This window comes from Streptomyces sp. NPDC051320, from assembly GCF_040682175.1.
Classification (GTDB): Bacteria; Actinomycetota; Actinomycetes; order Streptomycetales; family Streptomycetaceae; genus Streptomyces.
On the sequence record NZ_JBFBAL010000011.1, the window covers coordinates 127,585 to 151,450 of the forward strand.

Here is a 23,866-nt window from a genome sequence, read left to right on the forward strand (position 1 = left end):
CTCGTGGGCGGGAGCGGCCCCCGCCCGTACGCTGGTGGGCATGACCGCAACGGGGGCGTACGACGCCACGGCCACGGGGCTGACCACCCGTGGCTGGTGGTGGTGGGAGCGGCGGCGCAGCGCCGTGCTGGATGTGGGGCTGGCCGTCGTGTCGTCCCTCGAGTGTGCGTTGGAGGGCGTCGACTTCTCGGGTCAGTCCGGTCTGCCCGTGCCGGTCGGGGTGGTGTTCGGGCTGCTGGCCGGGGCGGTGCTGGTTTTGCGGCGCCGGTGGCCGATCGCGGTGGTGCTGGTGTCGGTCGCGACCACGCCGGCCGAGATGGGCTTCCTGATGGGCATCGTCGGGCTGTACACGCTCGCCGCGTCGGATATGCCGCGCCGGCTGACCGGGTCGCTGACCGCGATGGCGATGGTCGGGACGCTGATCGTCACGTTCGTGCGGTTGCGGCACGGGATCGGTACGGATGCGGACGATCCCGGGATGCTGTTCGTGGTGCTCGGCTCGGTGTTCATGTCGCTGGGTCTGACCGCACCGCCGGTGTTGCTGGGGTTGTACATAGGGGCGCGCAGGCGGCTGATGGAGAGCCTGCGGGAGCGTGCGGACAGTCTGGAGCGTGAGCTCTCGCTGCTGGCCGACCGGGCCGAGGAGCGTGCCGAGTGGGCGCGGACGGAGGAGCGGACGCGGATCGCGCGGGAGATGCATGACGTGGTCGCGCATCGGGTGAGTCTGATGGTGGTGCATTCGGCTGCGTTGCAGGCGGTGGCGTTGAAGGATCCGGCGAAGGCGGTGAAGAACGCGGCGCTGGTGGGGGAGATGGGTCGGCAGGCGCTGACGGAGTTGCGGGAGATGCTCGGGGTATTGCGTTCGGGGGAGCCGGTGCGGGCGCCGGCTGCGGTGCCGTTGGCTGCGGTGGGGGTGGCCGCGGCGGCGGCTGCTGCGGCTGCGGGGGAGGACGGGCCGTGTCTGGACGAGCTGGATGTGCTGGTGGGGCAGTCCCGGGCGGCGGGGATGGTGGTGGAGTTCCTGGTGGAGGGTGAGGCGGGGGCGTACGGCGGGTTGGTGGAGCAGACCGCGTACCGGGTGGTGCAGGAGGCGCTGACCAATGTGCACAAGCATGCGGCGGGTGCCAAGACGTGGGTGCGGTTGGCGCATCGGGGTGCCGAGGTGGCCATGCAGGTGGAGAACGGGCCGTCGGATGCGGGGGTGGCCGATGCGGGGCTGCCGAGCGGTGGGAATGGTCTGGTGGGGATGCGGGAGCGGGTGACTGCGTTGGGCGGGGTGTTCGTTTCGGGGCCCACGGAGGCGGGCGGTTTCCGGGTGTCGGCGGTGTTGCCGGTCTGAGGGCCGGGCGGCGCTCCGTGGCGGTGCTGCCCGTCCGAGGGTCCGGCGCTCCGTGGCGGTGCTGCCCGGGCGGTGCTGCCGGTCAGCTGCACTGCCCGGGGGTTGGTGCCGGTCAGCTGCTGCCGAGGCGGATGGGCTGGAGGCCGGTGATGAGGGTGGTGAGGCCGTGGTCGATGTTTTCGCCGAGGTACCAGTCGCCGGTGTGGTCGATGCTGTAGATCCGGCCGTGGAAGTCGATGGCGAGCAGGGCTTGGCTGTTGCCTTCTTCACCGAGGGGCGCGATGTCGGTTTCCAGGGCGCGGCCGAGGTCGGCGAGGGTGCGGGCGAGGTGCAGTCCGGCGAGTGGGTCGATGTGGACGGGTGTGGGGGCGTTCTGCCGGCCGGGTGGGGGTCCGGTGATGCGGAGTCCGCCGAATTCCGCCCAGGCTTCGACGGCGGCGGGGAAGACGGCGTGGCGGTGGCCTGCCGGGGAGGTGTGCGCACGGAGGGCGTCGGCCCACTGTTCGGCGCCGCGGATGTCCCAGCGGCCGGGTTGCCAGCCGGCTTCGCGCAGGGCGGTGTCGACGGTGTCGGGGAAGCGGGTGCCGGGTGGGTCGGCGGGGCTCGGTCCCGTGGGCGGTGCCGTCAGCGGCTCCATCTGCGGCTCCATCTGCGGTGGTTCAGTCCTTCTCGGCGGTGGGGTCGACGGCGCGTACACCGAAGTGGGCGAGCATGGCCGTGCAGGAGCGGCAGGGCGGGGCGTAGCTGCCGTGCAGGGGGTCGCCGTCCTCGCGGATGTGGCGTGCGGTGATCTTGGCGTGTTTCAGGGTACGGCGGGCTTCGCCGTTGGTGAGGGGTTTGCGGGCGGCGCGTTTGGAGCGGGTGGCCTCGGTGGCGGTGAGGTGGCGGGAGAGCAGGATCGCTTCGGGGCAGCGTCCGGTGAAGCGTTCGCGTTGGCCGCTGGTGAGGGTGGCGAGGAAGTCCTGGACGAGTGGGTGCAGGGCGGGGGGCTGGTCGGCTTTGCCGGCGGTGGAGGTGAGGGTGTCGGCGCCGCGTACGGAGAGTGCGGCGGCGACGGTGGGCAGGATGCCGTCGCGGCGGTGGCGGAGTTGTGGTGGGCGGGTTTCGCTGGTGGACCAGCGCAGGCGCGGGTCGCCGGTTGGTCCGGTTTGTGGTGACTCTGTGGTGTGCATGGTGTGTTACCCCTCCCACCCCGCAGCGGGCTGCCGCTGGTGTTACGCCCCCGAGTTGCGGGGTCAGCCTGCCAAATGTGGCGGGTGGTGCGGAAGCTGGGGCGGTGGTTCGGTGTGTTGTGTGGGCGCGGGGTCACTCGAACGTGACAGTCCGTTACGGCGGTGGAGGTGCGGGGCCGGGTCTTGCCGCACCGCATAGGCTGTTCGCTAATAAGACCGCCCGGGGAATGGGGAGCGGAAGAAGGAGCGGGGTCTGGTGCGTGCAGCTGCAAGGCGGAGGATTGAGGCATGGCGGAGCCATGGTGATTGACGACAACGCCGCAGATGTGCGTGCCAGACCCCGCGACGCCGCTCCTCATTTCCCGGGCGGTCTAAAGCCATTCGCAGCAAGGGGCAACCGCCATGACGACAGGTCGGCTGGGGCAGCAGACCGCGCCACCGAATGCGGCCTACGCCGGGCAGCTGGTGAACTTTCCGGATCCGGTCCGGGCCTCGCGTCACCCCCGGGGTGTGCGGGTGGACGAGCACGGGTTTCCGGTGTTTTCGCCGTATGCGCGTGCCGCCGCGGAGATCGCCGATCCTCCTGAGGGGTTCGGGGTCGATGAGTTGCGGCTGACGGATTACGTGTCGGCGAATGCGGCGCTGGCCGCGTCGGGGCATGAGTTGTGGGACACGATTCCGGCGGTTGCCACTCCGCATGGCTGGACTTGGCACCACGTGCCGGGTGCGCGGCGGCTGGAGTTGGTTCCTGTCGAGGTCAAGGCGTTGCTGCGGCATCACGGTGGTCTGGCGACGGCGGCGGTGGATCAGTCGAAGCGGGGGACGCGCCCGCTGCAGGACACCCGGCCGGCGCATTTCGGTCTGCCGAGGGGGTCGGTGGCCGTAAGTGAGCAGCAGGTTCTCGGTGCGGAGGAGGATCTGGGGTACCGGTTGCCGGGTGCGTACCGTTCGTTCCTGAAGGCGGCGGGTGGTTGTGCGCCGGTGGGTACGGCGTTGGACGCGGAGTTGGGGCTGTTGGTGGACCAGCCGTTCTTCACGGTGCGGGACGAGGCCGCGGTGAACGATCTGGTGTACGCCAACAAGTGCTTGCGTGATCATCTGACGAAGGACTATCTGGGTGTCGGTTTCGTCCAGGGTGGTCTGCTCGCGGTGAAGGTCAAGGGCGGCGGGACCGGTTCGGTCTGGTTCTGTGCGTACGACGATGCGCGGGACCGGGACGAGTGGCCGCCGCCGGAGCGGGTGGAGCGGTTGCTGCTGCCGTGCGGTGATGATTTCGACGAGTTCCTGAGCCGTCTTGCGGGTAATCCGCCGGAGTTGGAGACGGTGGCGAACCTGATGGTGGACGGCGGCTTCGCGCAGGCTGTTCCGGTCGGGGCCGAGGGGTGATGAGCCGATGGTGACGTTTGCGCAGGCGCAGGAGCGCGCCGAAGAGTGGGTCAATGGGGACGTTCCGGCGTATCAGCACCGTGAGGTGCGGGTGCGGGAGTTCGACCTCGGGTTCGTGGTGTGGGCGGAGGACCGCGCGGAGGGTCCTTCGGGTGGTGGTGGCCGGCAGCGTCTGGTGATCGCTCGGGACAGTGGTGAGGCGACGCTGTGGCCGGGGCTGCCGGTGGGTGAGGTGGTCCGCCGGTACGAGGAGGAGTACGGGACCCCGGATGATGCGCCGGTGGCGCCGGGGCCTGCGCAGCGGATTGATCTGAACCAGACGTCGTTCCTGCTGACTCCGCCGGAGTGGTTGCAGGACGCGGCGGACAAGTTGGGCATCCCCGACCGGCGTTCGGGTTCCGACCCGGGTGCGCCCGCGGAGACCGGTACTTCGGCGGGTGGGGCCGGTACGTCCGGTGATGCCGAGCGCGCGCCGACGGCTGATGAGGGTGTTACGGCGGGTGGGACGCCGTGGGCCGGTTTCGACACCAGTGCCGCTTCCGACGGTGACGACGCGTCGGTGCCGTTGCCGGCGACGGTGTTCGCGCCGCCGCTGTCCGATTCCGGCGAGTCGGCTCCGCCGCCGCCCGCTGTGGCGCCGGAGGCCAGGACCGCGTTGCTGTCGGGTGGCAGTCAACTGCCGCCCACCGCGGTCGCTCCGGCGGTGAACGCGCCGGGCCCGCAGGGGCCGCCGTCCCAGCAGCCGCCGTCCCAGCCGCAGCCGTTGCCGCAGCAGCCCGCGCCGTCTGCTGCCGACAGCAGTGGTTCCGGTGATATTTACGATGCCGCGACCAGCAAGGCTGTCGCGCCTCCGCGTTCGGCGCGGACTCCGCGCGGCGGTGGGGCGAGCATGCCGCCTCCGCCCGGTGCCCCGGGAACCCCGGGTGCGCGTCCTGGCGCGGGCGCCGTGCCGTCCTCCGGGGCTTCGGCCGGTGGTGGCGGGTATGTGCCCACGCAGCTGGTCTCGCAGCAGGGCCCCGACGGCCCGCAGCCGCCCGGCCCGACCGGTCCGCCGCAGCCGCCGTCCAGCGGTGGTGGTGGTCTGCACCAGGCCGCGACGATGTTCGCCGACTCCAGCCAGGGCGGTCAGCCGGGCGGTCAACCGGCCGGTCCCGGCGTGCCGAGGCCGCCGGGCCCGCCCGGGGTTCCCGGTGTACCGCAGCCGCCGGCTCCGCCCGGCCCGCCCGGTCTGCCGACGCCGCCGCCGTCCAGCGGGGGCGGTGGCGGCGTGCACCACGCGGCGACGATGCTCGCGCATCCGAGCCAGGGCGGCGCCGCCGGGCCGGGCGCCCCGCAGCCGCCCGGCCCGCCCGCTCCCCCCGGTCCGCCGCGTGGCAACGCGGGCGGCGGGGTGCACCATGCGGAGACCATGCTGGCCGGTCCGGGGCCCGTGGTCGGCCCGCCACCGGTGGCCGGAGTTCCGCCGGTGGCCGGGACTCCGCAGTACGGCTGTCCGCCGCAGCAGCCCTCCGGTGTGCCGACGGTGGGCCCCGGGTACCAGGCGGTGCTGCGCTTCCGTGCGCCGGACGGGTCCGAGCAGCAGCTGATCCGCCGATCGGCGCCCGGTACTCCGCATCCGGAGTGGCAGATGCTGCACGAGTTGCGGGCCATGAATGTGCCTCCGCAGCAGGTCATCGAGCTGCATACGGAGCTGGAGTCGTGTGAGCTGCCGGGTGGGTACTGCGCGCGGATGATCCGGGAGACCTGGCCGCAGGTGCGGATCACCAGCGTGGCTCCGTACGGCAGGGATCACGCCAGTCGTCAGCAGGGCATGCAGCATTTGCTCACCCACCAGGGTGAGTTGCACCAGGTGGCGGACGGTCCGGCGCGGCCCGCGCCGGTGCGGGCTCCGTTGCCGGCTGTTCAGCCGGTGCCACCGATTCCCCCGGAAGGGGTCGCGCACGAGCTGGCACAGAGTTTCGGGCCGGGCGTCTTCCGTTTCGACCAGCGGGCTGTTTCGCGTCAGGGTGTGCCGGACCTTGTGGCGCAGACGCTGGTGTGGGCGGGGTTGCCGGTCGATTTCGGTCCGTTCTTCTGGGCGCAGGCGGTGCCGGGGCAGCCGGTGCCGACGTTGGCGGAGCTTGCCGCGCAGCGGCAGGTGCAGCCGGCCTCGGATGCGGGTTCGTATCTGGTGATGGGTTCGGACTTCGGGCGTGCGATCTGTGTGCAGTACGGGACGGCGCATGTGGTGGCCGTGCCGGTGGAGGCCGGCCCGGGTGGTCAGCCGGTGCCGCCGCAGTTCGTGAATTCGGGGCTGCCGGAGTTCGTCCGGTCGCTGGCTCTGCTGGGCCGGATGTGGCGGCTGCGGTTCGGGCTGACTCCGGAGCAGGCGGGCCGATGGACGGTCGATTTCCAGGCGCAGCTGATGATGCTGGATCCGGCGGCGCTGGGTTCGCCGGAGAGCTGGTGGTCGGTGCTGCTCGAGCAGATGTGGGACGGCTTGCTCTGAGCAGTTGAGCTGATCGTGTGGGTGAGGCGCCCGGCCGCATTGCGGTCGGGCGCCTTCGTCGTGTGCGCTGCTGTGTCCGGATGCGGGGGTTGTTCGGCGCCGTGATGCCGACTTACGGGGCGAGGTGACGCATCCTGGTGGGATGGGATGGGCGGAGTGTCGCATTATGAGTGCTTCGTGGTGTTCCAGCAAGATGTGCGCGAGTTGCGCCGAGCTGCGTTGAGTGTCGTACCGGTGCTTTGCGGGGTGCTGTGTCGGTTGCCGAGTCGCGTGCCGTGTCGCGTGTCGTGTCGAAGAGGGGCTTGAAGGATGAGTGCAGCATCGGAGTCACCGCATGGCTTCGCGGGTGTGCGGGGCCGCGGGTACCGGGCGGAGCAGGTGGACCGGTTCGTTGCCGGGCTTTCCGCGGAGCGTGATGAGGCGTGGGAGCGGGCGGCGCGGCTGACCGTGCTCGAGAAGGAGATGGCGGCTGCCACGGCGGAGCTGGCCGAGCAGGTGGCGGCGCTGCCGCCGCAGACGTACGAGTCGCTCGGGGAGCGGGCACAGGCGATGATCGCGCTGGCCACCGAGGAGGCCGATGAGCTGCGGTCGGAGGCTCGGGCGACCGCGCAGCAGTTGCACGACGAGACGGGTGCGGCGGCGCGGCAGGTGCGGGATGCGGCACGTGCGCATGCCGATGCGGTGCTGGCGTCGGCGGAGGCGCATGCCCAGCAGGTGCTGGCGGCCGCGGCGGCCGAGTCGGAGAAGCTGCGGGTCGGGTCGCGGCAGGATGTGAAGCAGTGGCGTGCGGAGGCGCTGGCCCTGTTGCGGGAAACGCGGGAGCGGACGGCGGGAGAGCTGGCCGGGCTGGAGAAGGGTCACCGGAAGCGCTGGGAGAGCGCGGAGCGTGAACTCGTGGCGAGGGACGTCGAATTCGACACCCGGCACGCCGAGTTGATCACCCGGGCCGAGGCTCGTCTGGTGGATGCTCAGCGGGCCCTGACGGAGACCGAGGAGGCGGCCAGGCACGGTCAGGAGGAAGCTGAGGCCCGGGCCGCGGAGCTGGTTTCGCGGGCGGGGGTGCGGGCGGAGCGGGTGGAGCGGGAGACGGAGCGGCTGCTCCGGGAGAACGCGGCCGCGCAGGAGGAGCTGCGGGCGCATCTGACGCACGTGCGCAGCAGCCTGGCGGCGCTGACCGGCCGGGCGCCGGCGGAGGGCTGACCGGCTTTCCCGGCCCCCGCCCGGGCCGGGTGCCGCCGGTGACCCCGAGAGCCGCCCCGCTCGCGGGGTGAGGTCCCTTAAGGTCCGTCCCCTACTGATGGCCGGGGGGCTGTTCGTCCACGCGGAGGACGAGCGGAGCCCGGCCGGTCCTTAGCGTTTGTTGATGGCTGCCGGGGCGTCCGCCCGAGGGTTCGGGTGGGGAAAACCCCAGGGCGCAGTCGGATACGTGCACCAGTGTGCGGGCGTGGTGAGCTCGGCAGACTTCTGGTGTACCGGCTGACCGGCACGTGAGACGGACCGACTGAGGAGATTGACCGTGACAACGGCTGTGAGCATTCCCAGGCACGGGGGCACTGGAGGGCGTACGGCCGTTGCCGCGCGAGCGCGGCAGGTCGTCAAGGCGTACGGGTCGGGGGAGACCCGGGTGGTTGCCCTGGACCATGTCGATGTGGACATCGCCCGTGGCGAGTTCACCGCGATCATGGGTCCTTCGGGCTCGGGCAAGTCGACCTTGATGCACTGCCTGGCGGGTCTCGACACGGTCAGTTCGGGGCAGATCATGCTGGCCGATACGGAGATCACCGGGCTGAAGGACAAGAAGCTCACGCAGTTGCGCAGGGATCGCGTCGGTTTCATCTTCCAGGCGTTCAATCTGCTGCCGACGCTGAACGCGATCGAGAACATCACGCTGCCGATGGACATAGCGGGCCGCAAGCCTGACGCCCCGTGGCTGCGTCAGGTGGTGGAGACGGTGGGTCTCGCGGACCGGTTGAAGCACCGGCCGACGCAGTTGTCCGGTGGTCAGCAGCAGCGGGTCGCGGTGGCGAGGGCGCTGGCGGCGCGGCCGGAGATCATCTTCGGTGACGAGCCGACCGGGAATCTGGACTCGCGGGCCGGCGCGGAGGTGCTGGGCTTCCTGCGGAGGTCGGTGTCCGAGCTGGGGCAGACCATCGTGATGGTCACCCATGACCCGGTGGCCGCCTCGTATGCGGACCGGGTGCTGTATCTGGCGGACGGCAGGATCGTGGACGAGATGTACGGTCCCACCGCCGACCAGGTCCTCGACCGCATGAAGGACTTCGACGCGCGCGGGCGGACGTCATGACCGTCTGGAAGACCTCGATGCGCAACTTCTTCGCGCACAAGGGGCGGATGGCGCTTTCCGCCATCGCGGTCCTGTTGTCGGTGGCGTTCGTGTGCGGCACGCTCGTTTTCACCGACACCATGAACACCACGTTCGACAAGCTTTTCTCGGCCACGGCCCCGGATGTCACCGTCTCGCCGAAGTCCGCGAAGGGCGCGGACGACACCCCGCGGAACGGCAGGCCGGTGTCGTTGCCGGCTTCCGCGGTGCGGCAGGTGGCCAAGGCCGACGGCGTGAAGTCGGCCGACGGCACGGTCAGCAGTATGAGCGTGACCGTCGTCAACAGCGCCAACAAGAACATGGGTTCCAGCACCGGCGCGCCGACCATCGCGGGTAACTGGACGACGAGCGACGCCAAGTCGATGGAGGTCACCTCCGGTCACCGGCCGCGTGGTCCGGGCGAGGTGATGGTGGACGCGGACACCGCGAAGAAGCACCACCTGGAGATCGGTGACCCGCTGCGCACCATCGCGGTGACCGGTGACATCCGGGCCAGGATCTCCGGTATCGCCACCTTCAAGGTGACCAATCCGGGTGCGGCCATCGTGTACTTCGACACCGCGACGGCGCAGCAGAAGCTGCTGGGCGGGCCGGGCCTGTTCACCGGTATCGCGGTGACCGCGAAGCCCGGCGTCAGCGATGTCCAGTTGAAGCGGAACGTGGCCGCGGTGCTGCCGGGTCCGTACAAGTTCCAGACGCAGAAGGAGAACGCGGACGCCAACCGTGACTCCATGGGGTCGTTCCTCGATGTGATGAAGTACGCGATGCTGGGCTTCGCGGGGATCGCTTTCCTCGTCGGCATCTTCCTGATCATCAACACGTTCTCGATGCTGGTGGCCCAGCGGACCCGGGAGATCGGCCTGATGCGGGCCCTGGGGTCCAGCCGCAAGCAGGTCAATCGTTCGGTGCTGGTCGAGGCCCTGCTGCTGGGCGTGTTCGGTTCGGTGCTCGGGGTCGGTGCGGGGGTCGGGCTCGCGGTGGGGCTGATGAAGCTCATGGGCGCCGTGGGGATGGACCTGACGACCGGTGACCTGACGGTGAAGTGGACGACGCCGGCCGTGGGTGTGCTGCTCGGCGTGCTCGTGACGGTCGTCGCCGCGTACGTGCCGGCCCGGCGGGCCGGGAAGACCTCGCCGATGGCGGCGCTGCGGGACGCCGGTACGCCGGCGGACGGCCGGGCGGGGCTGGTGCGTGCGGTGATCGGTCTGGTGCTCACCGGCGCCGGTACGGCGGGTCTCTTCCTGGCGGCGGGCGCCGACAAGTCGGGTGAGGGTTCGCTCTGGTTGGGTCTGGGCGTGGTGCTCACGCTGATCGGTTTCGTGGTGATCGGCCCGCTGCTGGCGGGTGTGGTGGTCCGGGCGATCAGTGCGGTGGTGCTGCGGTTGTTCGGTCCGGTCGGGCGGCTCGCGGAGCGCAACGCGCTGCGTAACCCGCGGCGTACCGGGGCGACGGGTGCCGCGCTGATGATCGGACTGGCGCTGGTGGCCTGCCTGTCGGTGGTCGGCTCGTCGATGGTCGCTTCGGCGACGGACGAGCTGGACAAGTCGGTGGGTGCGGACTTCCTGGTGCAGAGCGACGCCGGCGGGCCGATCGTGCCGGCGGCGGCGAAGGCGATGGCGTCGGTGCCGGGTCTGGATCACGTCACCCAGTACAAGGTGATCGACGCGACGCTCACCGCGCCGAACGGGGTGATGGAGACCACCACGGTCACCGCCGCAGACCCGTCGTACCAGAAGGATCTGCAGCGCAAGACGGTCTCGGGCGATCTGGCGGGTGCGTACGCCAGGAATTCGATGTCGGTCGGCGACGGCTACGCCAAGGCCAAGCACGTCAAGGTCGGTGACCGGCTGAGCGTGGCCTTCCAGGACGGGCGCACGGCGCGGCTGACGGTCGCGGCGATCACCTCGGACGACACCGTCGTCGACCAGGGCGCCATGTACATGAGCATCTCGACGGCCGAGAGTTACGTCCCGGCCGCGAAGATGCCGCTGAACCAGATCATGTTCGCCGGAGCCAAGGACGGCCAGGAGAAGCAGGCGTACGCCTCGCTCAAGCACGCCATGGCCGCCTACCCGCAGTACCAGGTGCGTGACCAGACGGACTTCAAGCAGAACCTGAAGGACCAGATCGGTCAGCTGCTCAACATCGTCTACGGTCTGCTGGCGCTGGCCATCATCGTCGCGGTGCTGGGTGTGGTGAACACCCTGGCCCTGTCGGTGGTGGAGCGGACCAGGGAGATCGGCCTGATGCGGGCGATCGGCCTCTCGCGCCGTCAGCTGCGCCGGATGATCCGGCTGGAGTCGGTGGTCATCGCGCTCTTCGGTGCGCTGCTCGGCCTGGGCCTCGGGATGGGCTGGGGCGCCACCGCGCACCAGCTCCTCGCCCTGGAGGGCATGCGGGTGCTGGACATCCCGTGGCCGACGATCATCGGGGTCTTCGTCGCCTCGGCGTTCGTGGGACTGTTCGCCGCGCTGATCCCGGCGTTCCGGGCGGGCCGGATGAACGTACTGAACGCGATCGCCAGCGACTAGGTCCTGCCCGGCGGAGATCGGCCGGACGGGACCTGGCGAAGCCGGGGGAACGGGGACGGGGGTGCGGCCCCGGTGAGCGCCAGGTGCGCTTGCCGGGGCCGGATCATGTCCGGCCCGGCCGGGGCGGGGCGTCAGCGGCGGTCGGCTCCGAGCGGCGGCCGGCGCTCGTCACGTCGTACGCTGGAGAGCCCCGGCCCGTGACACGTGTCGGGCCCTTCGCGTTGCCCCCCGCGTTGCCCCCGGACGGAAAGCGTTCTTCATGAGCCTGCACGGTCTGCTCGATGCCACTCTGTCGGACCCCGCGCTCGCCGAAGCGGTGAAGGCCGCCACCGACGGGCAGCGGAGCCATGTCGACCTGGTCGGTCCGCCCGCCGCGCGGCCCTTCGCCGTCGCGGCGCTGGCGCGGGAGACCCGGCGGACCGTGCTCGCGGTGACCGCCACCGGGCGGGAGGCGGAGGATCTGGCGGCGGCGCTGCGTTCGCTGATGCCGGCGGGCCACGAGGACGCGGTGGTGGAGTACCCGTCCTGGGAGACGCTGCCGCACGAGCGGCTCTCCCCGCGCTCGGACACGGTGGGCCGGCGGATCGCGGTGCTGCGCAGGCTTGCGCATCCGCAGGCGGACGACCCGTCGGCGGGGCCGGTGAGCGTGGTCGTCGCACCGATCAGGTCGGTGCTGCAGCCGCAGGTCAAGGGGCTCGGTGACCTGGAGCCGGTGTCGCTGCGCTCAGGGCGGTCGGCGGACCTGAGCGAGGTGACCGAGGCGCTCGCGGCGGCCGCGTACGCCCGGGTCGAGCTGGTCGAGAAGCGAGGCGAGTTCGCCGTCCGCGGCGGCATCCTCGATGTGTTCCCGCCGACCGAGGAACATCCGCTGCGGCTGGAGTTCTGGGGCGACGAGGTCGAGGAGATCCGTTACTTCAAGGTCGCCGACCAGCGTTCCCTGGAGGTCGCCGAGCACGGTCTGTGGGCGCCGCCCTGCCGTGAGCTGCTGCTGACCGGTGAGGTGAGGGAGAGGGCCGCCGCCCTGGCGCTGGCCCATCCCGAGCTCGGCGAGCTGCTGAACAAGATCGCCGAGGGGATCGCCGTGGAGGGCATGGAGTCGCTGGCTCCGGTGCTCGTCGACGACATGGAGCTGCTGCTCGACGTGCTGCCCGCGGGTGCGATGACCGTGGTGTGCGACCCGGAGCGGGTACGCAGCAGGGCGGCGGACCTGGTGGCCACCTCGCAGGAGTTCCTGGAGGCGTCCTGGGCGGCCACCGCCGGTGGAGGCGAGGCACCCATCGACGTGGGGGCCGCATCGCTGTGGGGGATGGCGGACGTCCGCGACCGGGCCCGTGAGCTCGGCATGATGTGGTGGTCGGTGAGCCCGTTCGCCGCCGACGAAGAACTCGACGGGGACACCCTCAAACTGGGCATGCACGCCCCGGAGTCCTACCGCGGCGACACCGCGCGGGCCCTCGCCGACACCAAGGGCTGGCTCGCCGAGGGCTGGCGCACGGTGTACATCACGGAGGGCCACGGCCCGGCCGGCCGTACCGTCGAGGTGCTCGGTGGCGAGGGCATCGCCGCCCGCCTCGACCAGGACCTCGGCGAGCTCGTCCCGTCGGTGGTGCACGTGTCCTGCGGGTCGATCGACTACGGGTTCATCGACCCGGCGATCAAACTGGCCGTGCTGTCCGAGACCGACCTCACCGGTCAGCGCACCGCGTCGAAGGACCTGGGCCGGATGCCGGTGCGCCGCAGGAAGACCATCGACCCGCTGACGCTGGAGACCGGCGACTTCATCGTCCACGAGCAGCACGGTGTCGGCCGCTACATCGAGATGGTGCAGCGCACGGTGCAGGGCGCGACCCGTGAGTACCTGCTCGTCGAATACGCCCCCGCCAAGCGCGGCCAGCCCGGTGACCGGCTCTACATCCCCACCGACCAGCTGGAGCAGGTCACCAAGTACGTCGGCGGTGAGGCGCCCACCCTGCACCGGCTCGGCGGCGCCGACTGGACGAAGACCAAGGCACGGGCCAAGAAGGCCGTCAAGGAGATCGCCGGGGACCTGATCAAGCTGTACTCGGCGCGGATGGCGGCGCCCGGCCACGCCTTCGCCACGGACACCCCGTGGCAGCGGGAGCTGGAGGACGCCTTCCCCTACGTGGAGACCCCCGATCAGCTGTCCACCATCGCCGAGGTCAAGGAGGACATGGAGAAGACGGTCCCGATGGACCGGCTGATCTGCGGTGACGTCGGTTACGGCAAGACCGAGATCGCGGTGCGCGCCGCGTTCAAGGCGGTCCAGGACGGCAAGCAGGTGGCGGTGCTGGTCCCCACCACGCTGCTGGTCCAGCAGCACTTCGGTACCTTCACCGAGCGGTACGCGCAGTTCCCGGTGGTCGTGCGGGCGCTGAGCCGTTTCCAGACCGACACCGAGGCGAAGGCCACCCTGGAAGGTCTGCGGGACGGCTCGGTCGACTTGGTCATCGGCACGCACCGGCTGTTCTCCTCGGAGACCAGGTTCAAGGACCTCGGCCTGGTCATCGTGGACGAGGAGCAGCGCTTCGGTGTGGAGCACAAGGAGCAGCTGAAGAAGCTCCGCGCCAACGTCGACGTGCTGACGATGTCGGCGACGCCGATCCCCCGGACGCTGGAGATGGCGGTGACCGGCATCCGTGAGATGTCGACGATCACCACGCCCCCCGAGGAGCGCCACCCGGTGCTGACGTTCGTCGGGCCGTACGAGGAGAAGCAGATCGGTGCCGCCGTCCGGCGTGAACTGCTGCGCGAGGGCCAGGTCTTCTACATCCACAACCGGGTTGACTCGATCGACCGGGCGGCCGCCCGGCTGCGCGAGATCGTGCCCGAGGCGCGGATCCGTACCGCCCACGGGCAGATGGGGGAGAGCGCGCTGGAGCAGGTCGTGGTGGACTTCTGGGAGAAGCGGTTCGATGTGCTGGTCTCCACGACGATCGTCGAGTCCGGTATCGACATCTCCAACGCGAACACGCTGATCGTGGAGCGCGGCGACAACTTCGGGCTCTCCCAGCTCCATCAGCTGCGCGGCCGGGTGGGCCGCGGCCGCGACCGGGGGTACGCGTACTTCCTGTACCCGCCGGAGAAGCCGCTGACGGAGACCGCGCACGAGCGGCTCGCGACGATCGCCCAGCACACCGAGATGGGCGCCGGCATGTATGTGGCGATGAAGGACCTGGAGATCCGCGGCGCGGGCAACATGCTCGGTGGCGAGCAGTCCGGCCATATCGCGGGGGTCGGTTTCGACCTCTACATCCGGATGGTCGGCGAGGCGGTGGCGGACTACCGCACCGCGATCGACGGCGGTGCGGAGGAGGAGCCCCCGCTGGAGGTCAAGATCGAGCTGCCGGTCGACGCGCACGTCCCGCACGAGTACGCCCCCGGCGAGCGGCTGCGCCTGCAGGCCTACCGGTCGATCGCCTCCGCCAACTCGGAGGAGGACATCAAGGCGGTACGCGAGGAGCTGACCGACCGCTACGGCAAGCTTCCCGAGCAGGTCGAGAACCTGCTCCTGGTGGCCGGCCTGCGGATGCTGGCGCGGGCCTGCGGGGTCGGCGAGATCGTCCTGCAGGGCCCCAACATCCGTTTCGCTCCGGTGGAGTTGCGGGAGTCGCAGGAGCTGCGCCTCAAGCGTCTCTACCCGCGTACGGTCATCAAGGCGCCGGCCCGTCAGATTCTGGTGCCGCGCCCGACGGCGGGGCGGATCGGTGGCAAGCCGGTGGTGGGCCGCGAACTGCTGTCGTGGACCGGGGAGTTCCTGGCGAGCATTCTGGGCTCCTGACCGGCTGTCCTGACCAGCCGTTCCGACCGGCTGTCCTGACCGGCTGTCCTGAGGGCCGGTCGGATGCCCGGTCGGCTGCCCCGTCAGTGCTCCCGGTTCCGGCGGCGCTTCTGCAGGTGGCGGGCGACGAACACGGCCAGGGCCACGGCGGCCGCGACGACGACCCAGATCGTGTAGCGGCTGATCTGCTCGTAGATGGTCCCGATGTGTGTGCCGGTCAGATAGCCGAGGCTCGCCCACAGCCCGACCCACAGCACCGCGCCCAGCGTGTTGAAGACGAGGAAGCGCCGCCAGGGCATGCCGCTGGTTCCGGCGATGATGCCGTTGGCCTGGCGCAGTCCCTCGATGAACCGCGCGACGGTGACGACCTTGCCGCCGTGCCGGGTGAAGAAGTCCTCGGCCTTCTGGAACCGGGCGGGGGTGAGGAAGACGTAGCGGCCCCAGCGGTGCACGAAGGCACGGCCGCCGGTACGGCCGATCAGGTAGCCGATGTTGTCGCCGAGGACGGCTGCCAGCACCGCGATCACGGCGACCAGGATGATGTTCAGCTGCCCGGCTCCGGCGTACACGGCGGCGGCGATCAGGATCGTCTCGCCGGGTACCGGGACGCCGAAGTCCTCGATGCAGATCACCACACCGACGGCCAGATAGCCGTAGTCGTCCAGCAGCGGAGCCAGGGCGGCCAGCGGGCCGGGCAGCGGCGGGGCCATGCGCTTCACCCTACGCGCGGGCCGCCGGTGTCGCCGGTACCGGCGCGATCACGTCAGCCGGTGGATTTGGCCGGCGCCTCGGTGGGGTTGCCGCCCGACGGCAGCTTCAGGTCCGGGCAGCCCTGCAGCACCCGCCCCATTGCGTCCTTCTCGGCCTGCGTCACCCACACCCCGTACTTCTTCTTGACCGCCGTCTGGCCCGCCACATAGGTGCAGCGGTAGGACCTGTTGGCGGGCAGCCAGGTCGCCGCGTCGCCGTCCCCCTTCTGGCGGTTGGCGGAGGAATCGGCGGCGACCAGATTGAGCGGGTCGTTGGCGAAAGCACGCCGCTTGCCGTCGTCCCACTGCTGCGCGCCCTTCTGCCAGGCGTCCGACAGAGCGACGAGGTGGTCTATGTCGACCTTGCTGTGCCCTCGTACGTAACGGACGCGGGTGCCGGTGTAGGGGTCCGGCTCGAGCGTGCCGCCCAGTACCTTGCAGCCGTCCGACGCCCGGGTGACCGACCGGAGCTGATGGGCCAGGATGTCGTCCCTGGTGCCGCAGCCGTTGTGGTCGGTATCGGCCCAGGCGGCGCCGAACTTGTCCCGTTCGTAGCCGGTCTTGGGCGCCCGCCCCTTCACGGGGAGACGTTCGACGGCGTGCAGCGCGGTTCCCGCTGCCGCAGTTCCCGATTGCGAGGTTCCCGTTGCCGTGGAGGCGGTCCCGGGGTGCGAGTCCGCAGGCCCGGTATCAGCCTTGCAGCCGGCCAGCGCGAGTGCGCCCGTCAGCAGGACGGCGACCGGTATGAGAGGGCGGGTGCGGCGGGTGGCACGAGGAGGTATCACGGCGGTCCAGGGTGAGGTGTCGACGGTGGGAGCCGGCGCTCATGTCGTGTCTGCGCCACAAGTTCCACCAGTATGCCGCCGTGCGGCGTTGGAGGGTACCGGCGGTCGGCGCCGACGGTGGTGCGGCCGGACAGCGGCAGAGTGACCCGGGGGACCCCCGGGCCCGCTGGTGTGAGTTGATGTGATCAGTCGGACAACGGTTCCGTACAACCGATGACCGGTTGTCGGTGTCGGTGTATACGCTCGAATCCACGTCCCACCAGGTCCCAGGAGCAGCCATGTTCGGCCCCAGCCCCGCGCCGCCTGCGCCGCCTTCGTCGAGGGCGGGCAGCAGGATCGCTCTGCGCGTGGTCTTCGCCGTCGCTGCCTTTCTGACCTGTGGCCTGCTCTCCTGTCTCCCACTGTTCCGGATCGCGATGATGCGGGGACGCTGGTACGACTGGACGGCCGCCTGGCTGAGTCTGCCGGTGTCCATCGGCGCTTTCGCGGTGGTCGGTTCGCTGCCCGAATCGAGCCACGGGACCGATGTGGCCATGTCCTGTGTCCTGCTGCTCGGGGCAGGCAGCGCCGTCCACTTCGTCATCTTCGACATACGGGACCTGCAGCGGCAGCGGGCGGCGGCCCCGTCGTACTTCGCGTCGCGGCCGGGGTACAGCGCCCCGACGCAGCCGCAGGTCGGTTACGGATACCCGCCGCAGGCCCCGACACCGGTCCCGGGCGCGCAGGCGCACCCGCAGAGGCAGCAGCCGCAGGCGCCCCGGCCCCCGTTTCCGCAACAGGCTCCGTACGCCCAGCCGCAGCCGCAGCCGCAGCCGCAGCCGCAGCCGCAGTCGCTACCGCAACCGCAGCCGCAGTCGCTACCGCAACCGCAGCCGCCCCTTCCGGCGGACCGGCCGGCGCATCGCATCGACCAGGTCCGTGCCGAACTCGACGAGCTCAGTGACCTGCTGCGCAAGGACACCGACGGACGCCGGGGGGAGGGCCGTTGACCAGTGGACGCGTCGTCGCCGAGCGCTATGAGCTCGCTTCGATCCTCGGCCAGGGCGGCATGGGTCAGGTCTGGACGGCGTACGACAAGCGACTGGACCGCCGGGTCGCGGTGAAACTGCTGCGCCCCGACCGGGTCGCGGGATCCGCCGACGCCGAGGAGTTGCGCCGCCGCTTCGTGCGGGAGTGCCGGGTCACCGCGCAGGTCGATCACCCCGGTCTGGTCACCGTGCACGACGCGGGCAGCGACCACGAGGACCTCTACCTCGTCATGCAGCACGTCGAGGGCGCCGACCTCGCCGACCACCTGGCCGAGCACCCCCCGTACCCCTGGCCCTGGGCGGTGTCCGTCGCCGCCCAGTTGTGTGCGGTGCTGTCCGCCGTGCATGCGGTGCCGATCGTGCACCGTGACCTCAAGCCGCGCAACGTGATGGTGCGTCCGGACGGTACGGTCACCGTGCTCGACCTCGGGGTCGCCTCGGTACTCGACACCGAGACCGACACCACCCGCCTCACCCACACCGGTACGCCCATCGGTTCCCCGGCGTACATGGCCCCGGAGCAGGCGATGGGCGGCGCGGTCGGCCCGTACACCGACCTCTACGCCCTCGGCGTGGTCCTGCACGAACTCCTCAGCGGGGACGTGCCGTTCGCCGGATCGACCGCGCTGGGTGTGCTGCACCGCCATCTGTACGAGCCGCCGCTGCCGGTCCGCCGGGCCCGGCCGGAAGTCCCCCCGCAGCTGGAGAACCTCGTACTGCGCCTGCTGGCCAAGGACCCGCAGCACCGGCCGGCGAGCGCCCAAGAGGTGTACGAACACCTCATACCGCTGCTGCCGGCCCGGGGCTCCGGACAGCCGTCCGGCCCGCTGGACCCGACCCGCCCGTTCCTGCGCCCGCAGGCGCCGTGGCCCGACCGCGTCACCACCCCGCCCGCCGCGCAACCGGCCCCGGTGACGGCCAAACCGGATGTGGCGGCCGCGGTCGACGAGGTCAAGAAGCTGCTCGGGGAGGGCCGGATCACCCAGGCCGTCGACATCCTCGGCGGCATACTGCCGGCCGCGGCCGAGCAGCACGGCGAGCGTTCACCCGTGGTCCGCATCCTGCGCAAGCAGTACGCGGCCACTCTGATGGACGACGGCCAGTACCGCCGGGCCCTGCCCGAACTGCGCAAACTGACCGACATCCGCGCATCGGAGTCGGGCACCGCGGACGAACAGGCGCTGCAGTTCCGCTTCGACGCGGCGCAGTGCCTCGAGCAGCTGGGTGATGCGGCCGCCGCCCTGGCCGAATACCGCGCGATGCTGCCGTACTACAGGAACCAGTACGCGACCGGCACCGACCCGGCCCGCTCCTTCGAGATCCGCCACCGCATCGGACACCTGCTGCTCGCCCTGGGCGACCACGCGGAGGCGCACCGCCAGCTCGAGGAACTGCTCTACGACACGGAACGCCTGTACGGCCCGCACCACCCGCTCCCGGTGGAACTGCGCCGGGCGCTGCTGCGGAACCGCGAGATGCGGCGGGGCTGAGGCGCGGGCCGGCTTCGTCGGCGGTTGTGGTGCACGCCACATGAGGCCGGCGCAAAGATGCGGCAACCTTTCACAGCTTTCACAGGTCACACATGCGCAATCAACAGCCCCGCCCGTGTGCCGCCACATCCACCAGGGGCCCTTCATCGTCGGCACGGCGCACCACCTGGTACGCCGCATCATTACGAGGTCTGCATGAAGCTTCGCCATGCCATAGCCGTCGCTGCCGCGACGGCTGCCATCGCACCGGCCGCTCTCCTGGCGGCTCCGGCCGCGTTCGCCGCCGACGACCCTGCTCTTGGGCACTCGGCTCCGGCCGAGAGCGGGAGCACATCCCCGAGCGCTTCCGAGTCGGTGGACACCACGGCTCCGGACACGGCGTCCGACGACACGGCGTCCGACGACACGGCGTCCGACGACACGTCGAGCAACGACACAGCCTCAGACGACACGCCGTCCAAGGACGGGAAGCCGAGTACGACGGCGTCGACTCCTTCCGGGAAGGACACGCCGTCAGGCACCCCGTCGGACGCTGCGAGCACGCCTCCCGGCGGTGACGAGCCGCCCAAGGCGTGTGACAAAGCCCAGCTCGACGGGCCTGCCGGGCAAGATCTCCGCAGGCAGCGGATGGCACAAGTTCACGCTGAACGTCTACAACTCCTCGGACGCGGTCGCGAAGGGCGTCGCCTTCTTCGCCGGAGCGTCTCCGGACAAGAACGGTGAGAACTTCTTCGCGTCCAAGAAGGTCGCACTGCAGGCCCTCAACCCGCAGACCAACGTCTGGGAGGACCTCAGCGAGAACGGCCGGGCGGTCGGCTACGTCGGAGAGACGGAGCAGCTGAAGCCGGACTACGAGGTCAACATCCCGCTGCGGATCAACGTCACGTCGTCCGCCCCCGCCGGAGCCGGCTTCACGCTCGGCGCGGGCATCTATCTCGGGGCCGACGACTGTGTGGGCTCCGACGACGTGGCGTACAAGTTCCGGATCGTGGCCGCCGGTACTGACACCAGTGGCACCAAGCCGCAGGAGGGCGGCGAGGCTCCGGTCCCGACCAAGAAGCCCGACACCTCCACCACCGTGCCGGTCGAGGGCAGCCTCGCCGAGACCGGTTCGTCGTCCATGGTGCCGACCATCGGGATCGCGGGCGGCGTCGCCGTGGTGCTCGGTGCCGGTGCGCTGTTCGTCGTGCGCCGCCGCAAGACCGGGCCCGTCGCCTGACCGGTGACCAGGTAGCCGTATGAGCAGGCAGGGGCCGCACTCGCGACGAGTGCGGCCCCTGCTTTGTCTGGCAACCGTCCGCGCGTGGGCGGCTGTTCGGCAATGGATTCACCAAACTTCCGCAATATATTCGCGCATCACCTGCACCAGGGGTTCTACCAGGGGTTCGGCGTGAGATTGTGATCTGCCGCCGAGCCCGCTGTCGATGCGCGCGGCTCGGCTCCCCCTTCTTTTCTTCTTCGAGAACCGTCGAGGTCTCTGTGTCGAATCACCGCATATCCAAAAAGCGGCGTTATATCGGGATGTCCGTGGCGGGCCTGGCCGTTCTGGTCGGTGGCGCGTTCGCCGCCGAGGCCGCCACCGCGACCACGGTCACCCGGCCCGCTCCGAAGATCTTCACCGGTCATGTCTTCGACACCTGCACCGCCCCGTCGCTGACCGCGATGAAGGGCTGGTACGCCACGTCGGTCTACCGCGGGGCCGCCGTGTACGTCGGTGGGAAGAACCGGGGCTGCGCCCAGCCGAACCTCACCGCCTCCTGGGTGAAGTCGGTCAGCGCCACCGGCTGGAAGCTGGTCCCGCTGTACGTGGGCGCGCAGCCGCCCTGCCAGACCAGCAACAACCCGGAGAAGATGACCGCGTCGAACGCCACCTCGCTGGCCGCCGCCGACGCCGCGGACGCGGTGAAGAAGGAGTCGGCGCTCGGGATGAAGGCCGGCAGCCCGGTCTACCTCGACATGGAGTACTTCGACCCGAAGAACACCTCCTGCGTGAACACCGTCCTCTCCTACATCCGGTCCTTCGACAAGACCGTCAAGGCCAAGGGCTACTGGTCCGGTTTCTACGGCTTCAGCAACTCCAGCGCCGCCGTCGTCGCCAACGCCAAGACGCGTACGGACCTGCCGGAGATTCTCTGGTACGCCCGCTACGACGACGTCTACTCGACCACCAAGGGCTTCCCGTACGCCTCGACGCTGTACACCGGGCACCGCCGCGGACATCAGTACGCCGTCAACAAGAAGGTCACCCACACCGGGGGCACCCTCACCATCGACCGCGACGCGTGGGACGCGCCGGTCGCGATCGTGGCGTCATGAACAGCCGTCGGAGACGCCAGGTCCTGGACGCCGCCACCACACTCCTCATCGCGGGCGAGCAGATCGAGTTCACCGGTCTGGCCAAGGTCGGAACCGTATCGGTGAAGCGCCAGGTGCTCACCAGCGCACTGGTCGGGGTGCTCAGCGCGGGCACCGTCATCGCCACCGTCCAGCCGCGGCCGATGTATCTGGCCCTGACGGACCGGCGGTTGCTCTTTCTCGACGGCGCCACCACGAGCGGCAAGCCGGGAAAGCCCCTGATGTCGCTGGAGCGGGGGCTGCTCGCCGCGGCGCCGCTGACCAAGGCGCTGCTCGGTCTCGGCCTGAAGACGGTCATCACCGTGCAAGGTGAGACCGACGGCCTGAAGTTGGTCTTCCCGCCCGCCTTCAAGGCCGACGGCCGTGAGCTCGTCACCAGGCTCCCGGTCGGTGCCTGAGCGGCTGCCGCGCGGTGTGGCACGGAGGAGGGGCGGTCCTGGTGGACCGCCCCTCCTCCGCCTGTGCCCGGTGCTGCTACGGCGCCTTGTTGTAGACGGCGACGTAGTCGACGTTCATCCGGCCGCCGGACACCGTGGCCGCGTTGGGGCCGCCGCCGAACGCGTTGGGGAAGCCGCCGCCCATGGCGAGGTCGTAGATGATGAAGAACGGGTGGTCGACGGCGCTCGACCAGGTCGCAGCGTCGACCTTCGTGGAGTCGATGCTGAAGTACTGCTTGCCGTCGAGGTAATAGCGGATCTGCTCCGGCGAGACCGAGCGGTCGATCTGCACGGCGTACGTGTGGTAGCCGCTCTGGCAGCCGGCGCAGGCGTGTTCGCCGCTGCCGATGCCGGTGCTCTCGTTGCAGGGGCCGCCCGGGTTGGTACCGCAGTGCAAGGTGCCGAAGACCGAACTGCGGCCGTTGATGTCCTCCATGATGTCCACCTCGCCGGAGGTCGGCCAGGTGGTGCCGGTGCGCAGCGTGGAGCCCAGCATCCAGAAGGCCGGCCAGTATCCGGCGCCGTTGGCGGTGCTGACGTCGGGTTGCTGGATGGACGACACCATCTCGACCACCCCGCCGGCCGGGGCGCCGAAGGTGGCCGCCTGGGTCTCGACCCGTCCGGAGGTCCAGCCCGCTGCCGGGTCGCCGCCGGTGTGGTTGGCGCGCAGGACGAGGTGGCCGTTTCCGTCGTGGAAGACGTTCGCGGTGGAGTCGGTCATCGTCTCGATCTCACCCGTGCCGAAGCTGCTGCCCGGCCCGGTGTCGTACTTCCAGGTGCCGGTCTCCAGCCCGGTGCCCGACGCGCCGTTGAAGTCGTCGCTCCAGGTGGTGGTGAAACCGGCGGGCGGCGCCGGCACTTCGCTCTGCGCCGCGGCGGCCTTCACGGCGGCGGCCGTCGGGGTGGCCGCGCCGCCGGGCGCCGCGATGACCCCCAGGCCTGCCGCGGCCAGCGCGCCGACCGCCAGCGCGGCGAGCGTGATCCGCGCCCGTGACCGCCGCGACCGGTGGGTGCCGCCACTTCCCTGGCTGGGTATCCGTTCCTGCTCCGGTGTCTGTCCGAGGTGCATACGGTGCTCCTGAGGTGGGGGATGCGCCCGTGCACGGTGGGGGGTGCGGTGGGGGGTACGGCAGCGGGCGCATGACGGGGAGGCCGACTTCTCGTTGAGAGCGCTCTCAAAGAGGCTTGTTGTCTACAACTCTGACTGGTCCACGTCAAGCTTTTGGTCATCACTCGCAGGTCGGACGGGTCGCCCCCATCGCCCGCGCCGGCTCAGTCGCTGTCCCGCAGCGTCGGGTTCGACTCGGCCTTCAGCTCCAGCATCCTGCGCGCTCCGTCCGACCGGAGGATCTCGCTCCGTACCACCGTCTCCAGGTCGCGCAGGAACTGTCCGCGGTCCTCGTTGACGAGCACGTAGTCGTACACCCAGGCCCAGGTGAGCTGATCGGTGCGGATGCGCAGCCGCTGGTTGGCCTCGTCACCCTGCCCGCGGCGGTGCAGCCGCTGCCGCAGTTCGTCCTCGGAGGTGGTGGTCACGAAGATGCCGATCACCCGGCGCCGGGAGGCGGCCCGCACCCGTACGAAACCGCCGGGGTCGAGCTCGGTCAGCAGCGGATCGGCCTGGTCGTCGGCGAGCAGCCGCTGCGGAGAGCCGTAGTAGCTGGCGGAGTACGTCCGGGTGTACTCGAAGATCGTTCCCTCGTGGTGCAGCCGGAAGAACTCGTCCTCGCCCACGAAGATGTAGTCCGTCCCGGGTTTCTCGTGCGTGCGCGGCTGCCGGGTGGTGTACGTGGGGACCCGCTGGAGCAGGGGCGCCCCGGTGAGGAACCGCAGCGCCGTTCCCTTACCGGCGCCGCTGGGGCCGGAAATGACGAACATCAGTGGCCGCGCGTCCAAATGCGTCATTGCTCGCGCTCCTCGATCGCTCACGGGAGTGGTCTGTCGATTCTTGCCCGGCAGAGCA

At 70.4% G+C, this 23,866-nt stretch carries 19 protein-coding genes; 12 read left to right on the forward strand and 7 right to left on the reverse strand.

Annotation, left to right across the window (positions count from 1 at the left end):
• The first annotated feature begins 40 nt into the window (after nucleotides 1–40).
• Nucleotides 41–1,339: a histidine kinase gene (locus AB0M87_RS24065; protein WP_365856202.1), complete on the forward strand. Its 1,299-nt coding sequence runs from the start codon at nucleotides 41–43 to the stop codon at nucleotides 1,337–1,339.
• Between the two features lie 112 nt (nucleotides 1,340–1,451).
• Here the strand turns inward: AB0M87_RS24065 and AB0M87_RS24070 are convergent, their stop codons facing one another.
• The gene (locus AB0M87_RS24070) at nucleotides 1,452–1,976 is read right to left on the reverse strand and encodes an SUKH-3 domain-containing protein (protein ID WP_365856204.1); all 525 of its coding nucleotides are present in this window, start codon (nucleotides 1,974–1,976) and stop codon (nucleotides 1,452–1,454) included.
• 22 nt (nucleotides 1,977–1,998) lie between these two features.
• Complete coding sequence (locus tag AB0M87_RS24075) at nucleotides 1,999–2,511, reverse strand: YwqJ-related putative deaminase (protein ID WP_365856206.1); 513 nt, start codon at nucleotides 2,509–2,511, stop codon at nucleotides 1,999–2,001.
• A 402-nt stretch (nucleotides 2,512–2,913) separates the two neighbouring features.
• Between AB0M87_RS24075 and AB0M87_RS24080 the strand changes: the two genes are divergently transcribed.
• The 6 genes from AB0M87_RS24080 to mfd all read left to right on the forward strand — a co-directional run bounded on the left by AB0M87_RS24080 (nucleotide 2,914) and on the right by mfd (nucleotide 15,059).
• Nucleotides 2,914–3,897, forward strand: a complete 984-nt coding sequence (locus AB0M87_RS24080; protein ID WP_365856208.1) for an SMI1/KNR4 family protein — start codon at nucleotides 2,914–2,916, stop codon at nucleotides 3,895–3,897.
• Between the two features lie 7 nt (nucleotides 3,898–3,904).
• The gene (locus AB0M87_RS24085) at nucleotides 3,905–6,385 is read left to right on the forward strand and encodes an SUKH-4 family immunity protein (RefSeq protein ID WP_365856210.1); all 2,481 of its coding nucleotides are present in this window, start codon (nucleotides 3,905–3,907) and stop codon (nucleotides 6,383–6,385) included.
• A gap of 309 nt (nucleotides 6,386–6,694) precedes the next feature.
• Nucleotides 6,695–7,585: a cellulose-binding protein gene (locus AB0M87_RS24090; protein ID WP_365856212.1), complete on the forward strand. Its 891-nt coding sequence runs from the start codon at nucleotides 6,695–6,697 to the stop codon at nucleotides 7,583–7,585.
• Between the two features lie 316 nt (nucleotides 7,586–7,901).
• Entirely contained in the window at nucleotides 7,902–8,690 is a 789-nt protein-coding gene (locus AB0M87_RS24095) for an ABC transporter ATP-binding protein (RefSeq protein WP_365856214.1), read from the forward strand.
• A complete protein-coding gene (locus tag AB0M87_RS24100) occupies nucleotides 8,687–11,260 on the forward strand; it encodes an FtsX-like permease family protein (protein ID WP_365856216.1) in 2,574 nt (857 codons plus the stop codon). Before AB0M87_RS24095 ends, AB0M87_RS24100 begins: the two co-directional genes overlap by 4 nt.
• A 259-nt stretch (nucleotides 11,261–11,519) precedes the next feature.
• Nucleotides 11,520–15,059, forward strand: a complete 3,540-nt coding sequence (gene mfd / locus AB0M87_RS24105; protein ID WP_365856218.1) for a transcription-repair coupling factor — start codon at nucleotides 11,520–11,522, stop codon at nucleotides 15,057–15,059.
• Nucleotides 15,060–15,142: 83 nt separating this feature from the next.
• Here the strand turns inward: mfd and AB0M87_RS24110 are convergent, their stop codons facing one another.
• Complete coding sequence (locus AB0M87_RS24110) at nucleotides 15,143–15,769, reverse strand: DedA family protein (protein WP_365856220.1); 627 nt, start codon at nucleotides 15,767–15,769, stop codon at nucleotides 15,143–15,145.
• Nucleotides 15,770–15,822: 53 nt separating this feature from the next.
• Nucleotides 15,823–16,593 (reverse strand): HNH endonuclease family protein, encoded by a 771-nt coding sequence (locus AB0M87_RS24115; RefSeq protein WP_365856222.1) that lies wholly within the window; start codon nucleotides 16,591–16,593, stop codon nucleotides 15,823–15,825.
• 278 nt (nucleotides 16,594–16,871) lie between these two features.
• Here AB0M87_RS24115 and AB0M87_RS24120 point away from each other — a divergent pair, with 278 nt between their 5' ends.
• A complete protein-coding gene (locus AB0M87_RS24120) occupies nucleotides 16,872–17,582 on the forward strand; it encodes a hypothetical protein (protein WP_365856224.1) in 711 nt (236 codons plus the stop codon).
• Nucleotides 17,579–19,111 carry a protein kinase gene (locus AB0M87_RS24125; protein ID WP_365856226.1) on the forward strand — a complete coding sequence of 511 codons (1,533 nt, stop codon included), beginning with the start codon at nucleotides 17,579–17,581 and terminating at the stop codon, nucleotides 19,109–19,111. The genes AB0M87_RS24120 and AB0M87_RS24125 overlap by 4 nt, the downstream gene beginning before the upstream one ends.
• A 182-nt stretch (nucleotides 19,112–19,293) precedes the next feature.
• On the opposite strand, the gene AB0M87_RS24130 is transcribed toward AB0M87_RS24125, so the two are convergent.
• Nucleotides 19,294–19,653: a hypothetical protein gene (locus AB0M87_RS24130; protein WP_365856228.1), complete on the reverse strand. Its 360-nt coding sequence runs from the start codon at nucleotides 19,651–19,653 to the stop codon at nucleotides 19,294–19,296.
• Nucleotides 19,654–19,685: 32 nt separating this feature from the next.
• Here AB0M87_RS24130 and AB0M87_RS24135 point away from each other — a divergent pair, with 32 nt between their 5' ends.
• The 3 genes from AB0M87_RS24135 to AB0M87_RS24145 all read left to right on the forward strand — a co-directional run bounded on the left by AB0M87_RS24135 (nucleotide 19,686) and on the right by AB0M87_RS24145 (nucleotide 21,864).
• Nucleotides 19,686–20,330: an LAETG motif-containing sortase-dependent surface protein gene (locus tag AB0M87_RS24135; RefSeq protein WP_365856230.1), complete on the forward strand. Its 645-nt coding sequence runs from the start codon at nucleotides 19,686–19,688 to the stop codon at nucleotides 20,328–20,330.
• A 260-nt stretch (nucleotides 20,331–20,590) separates the two neighbouring features.
• A complete protein-coding gene (locus AB0M87_RS24140; protein ID WP_365856232.1) occupies nucleotides 20,591–21,427 on the forward strand; it encodes a glycoside hydrolase domain-containing protein in 837 nt (278 codons plus the stop codon).
• A complete protein-coding gene (locus AB0M87_RS24145; RefSeq protein ID WP_365856234.1) occupies nucleotides 21,424–21,864 on the forward strand; it encodes a hypothetical protein in 441 nt (146 codons plus the stop codon). Before AB0M87_RS24140 ends, AB0M87_RS24145 begins: the two co-directional genes overlap by 4 nt.
• Before the next feature lie 76 nt (nucleotides 21,865–21,940).
• On the opposite strand, the gene AB0M87_RS24150 is transcribed toward AB0M87_RS24145, so the two are convergent.
• Nucleotides 21,941–22,972, reverse strand: coding sequence for a glycoside hydrolase family 16 protein (locus AB0M87_RS24150; protein WP_365856236.1), 1,032 nt, complete (start codon nucleotides 22,970–22,972; stop codon nucleotides 21,941–21,943).
• A 203-nt stretch (nucleotides 22,973–23,175) separates the two neighbouring features.
• Entirely contained in the window at nucleotides 23,176–23,808 is a 633-nt protein-coding gene (locus AB0M87_RS24155) for a hypothetical protein (protein WP_365856238.1), read from the reverse strand.
• Nucleotides 23,809–23,866 lie beyond the last annotated feature (58 nt).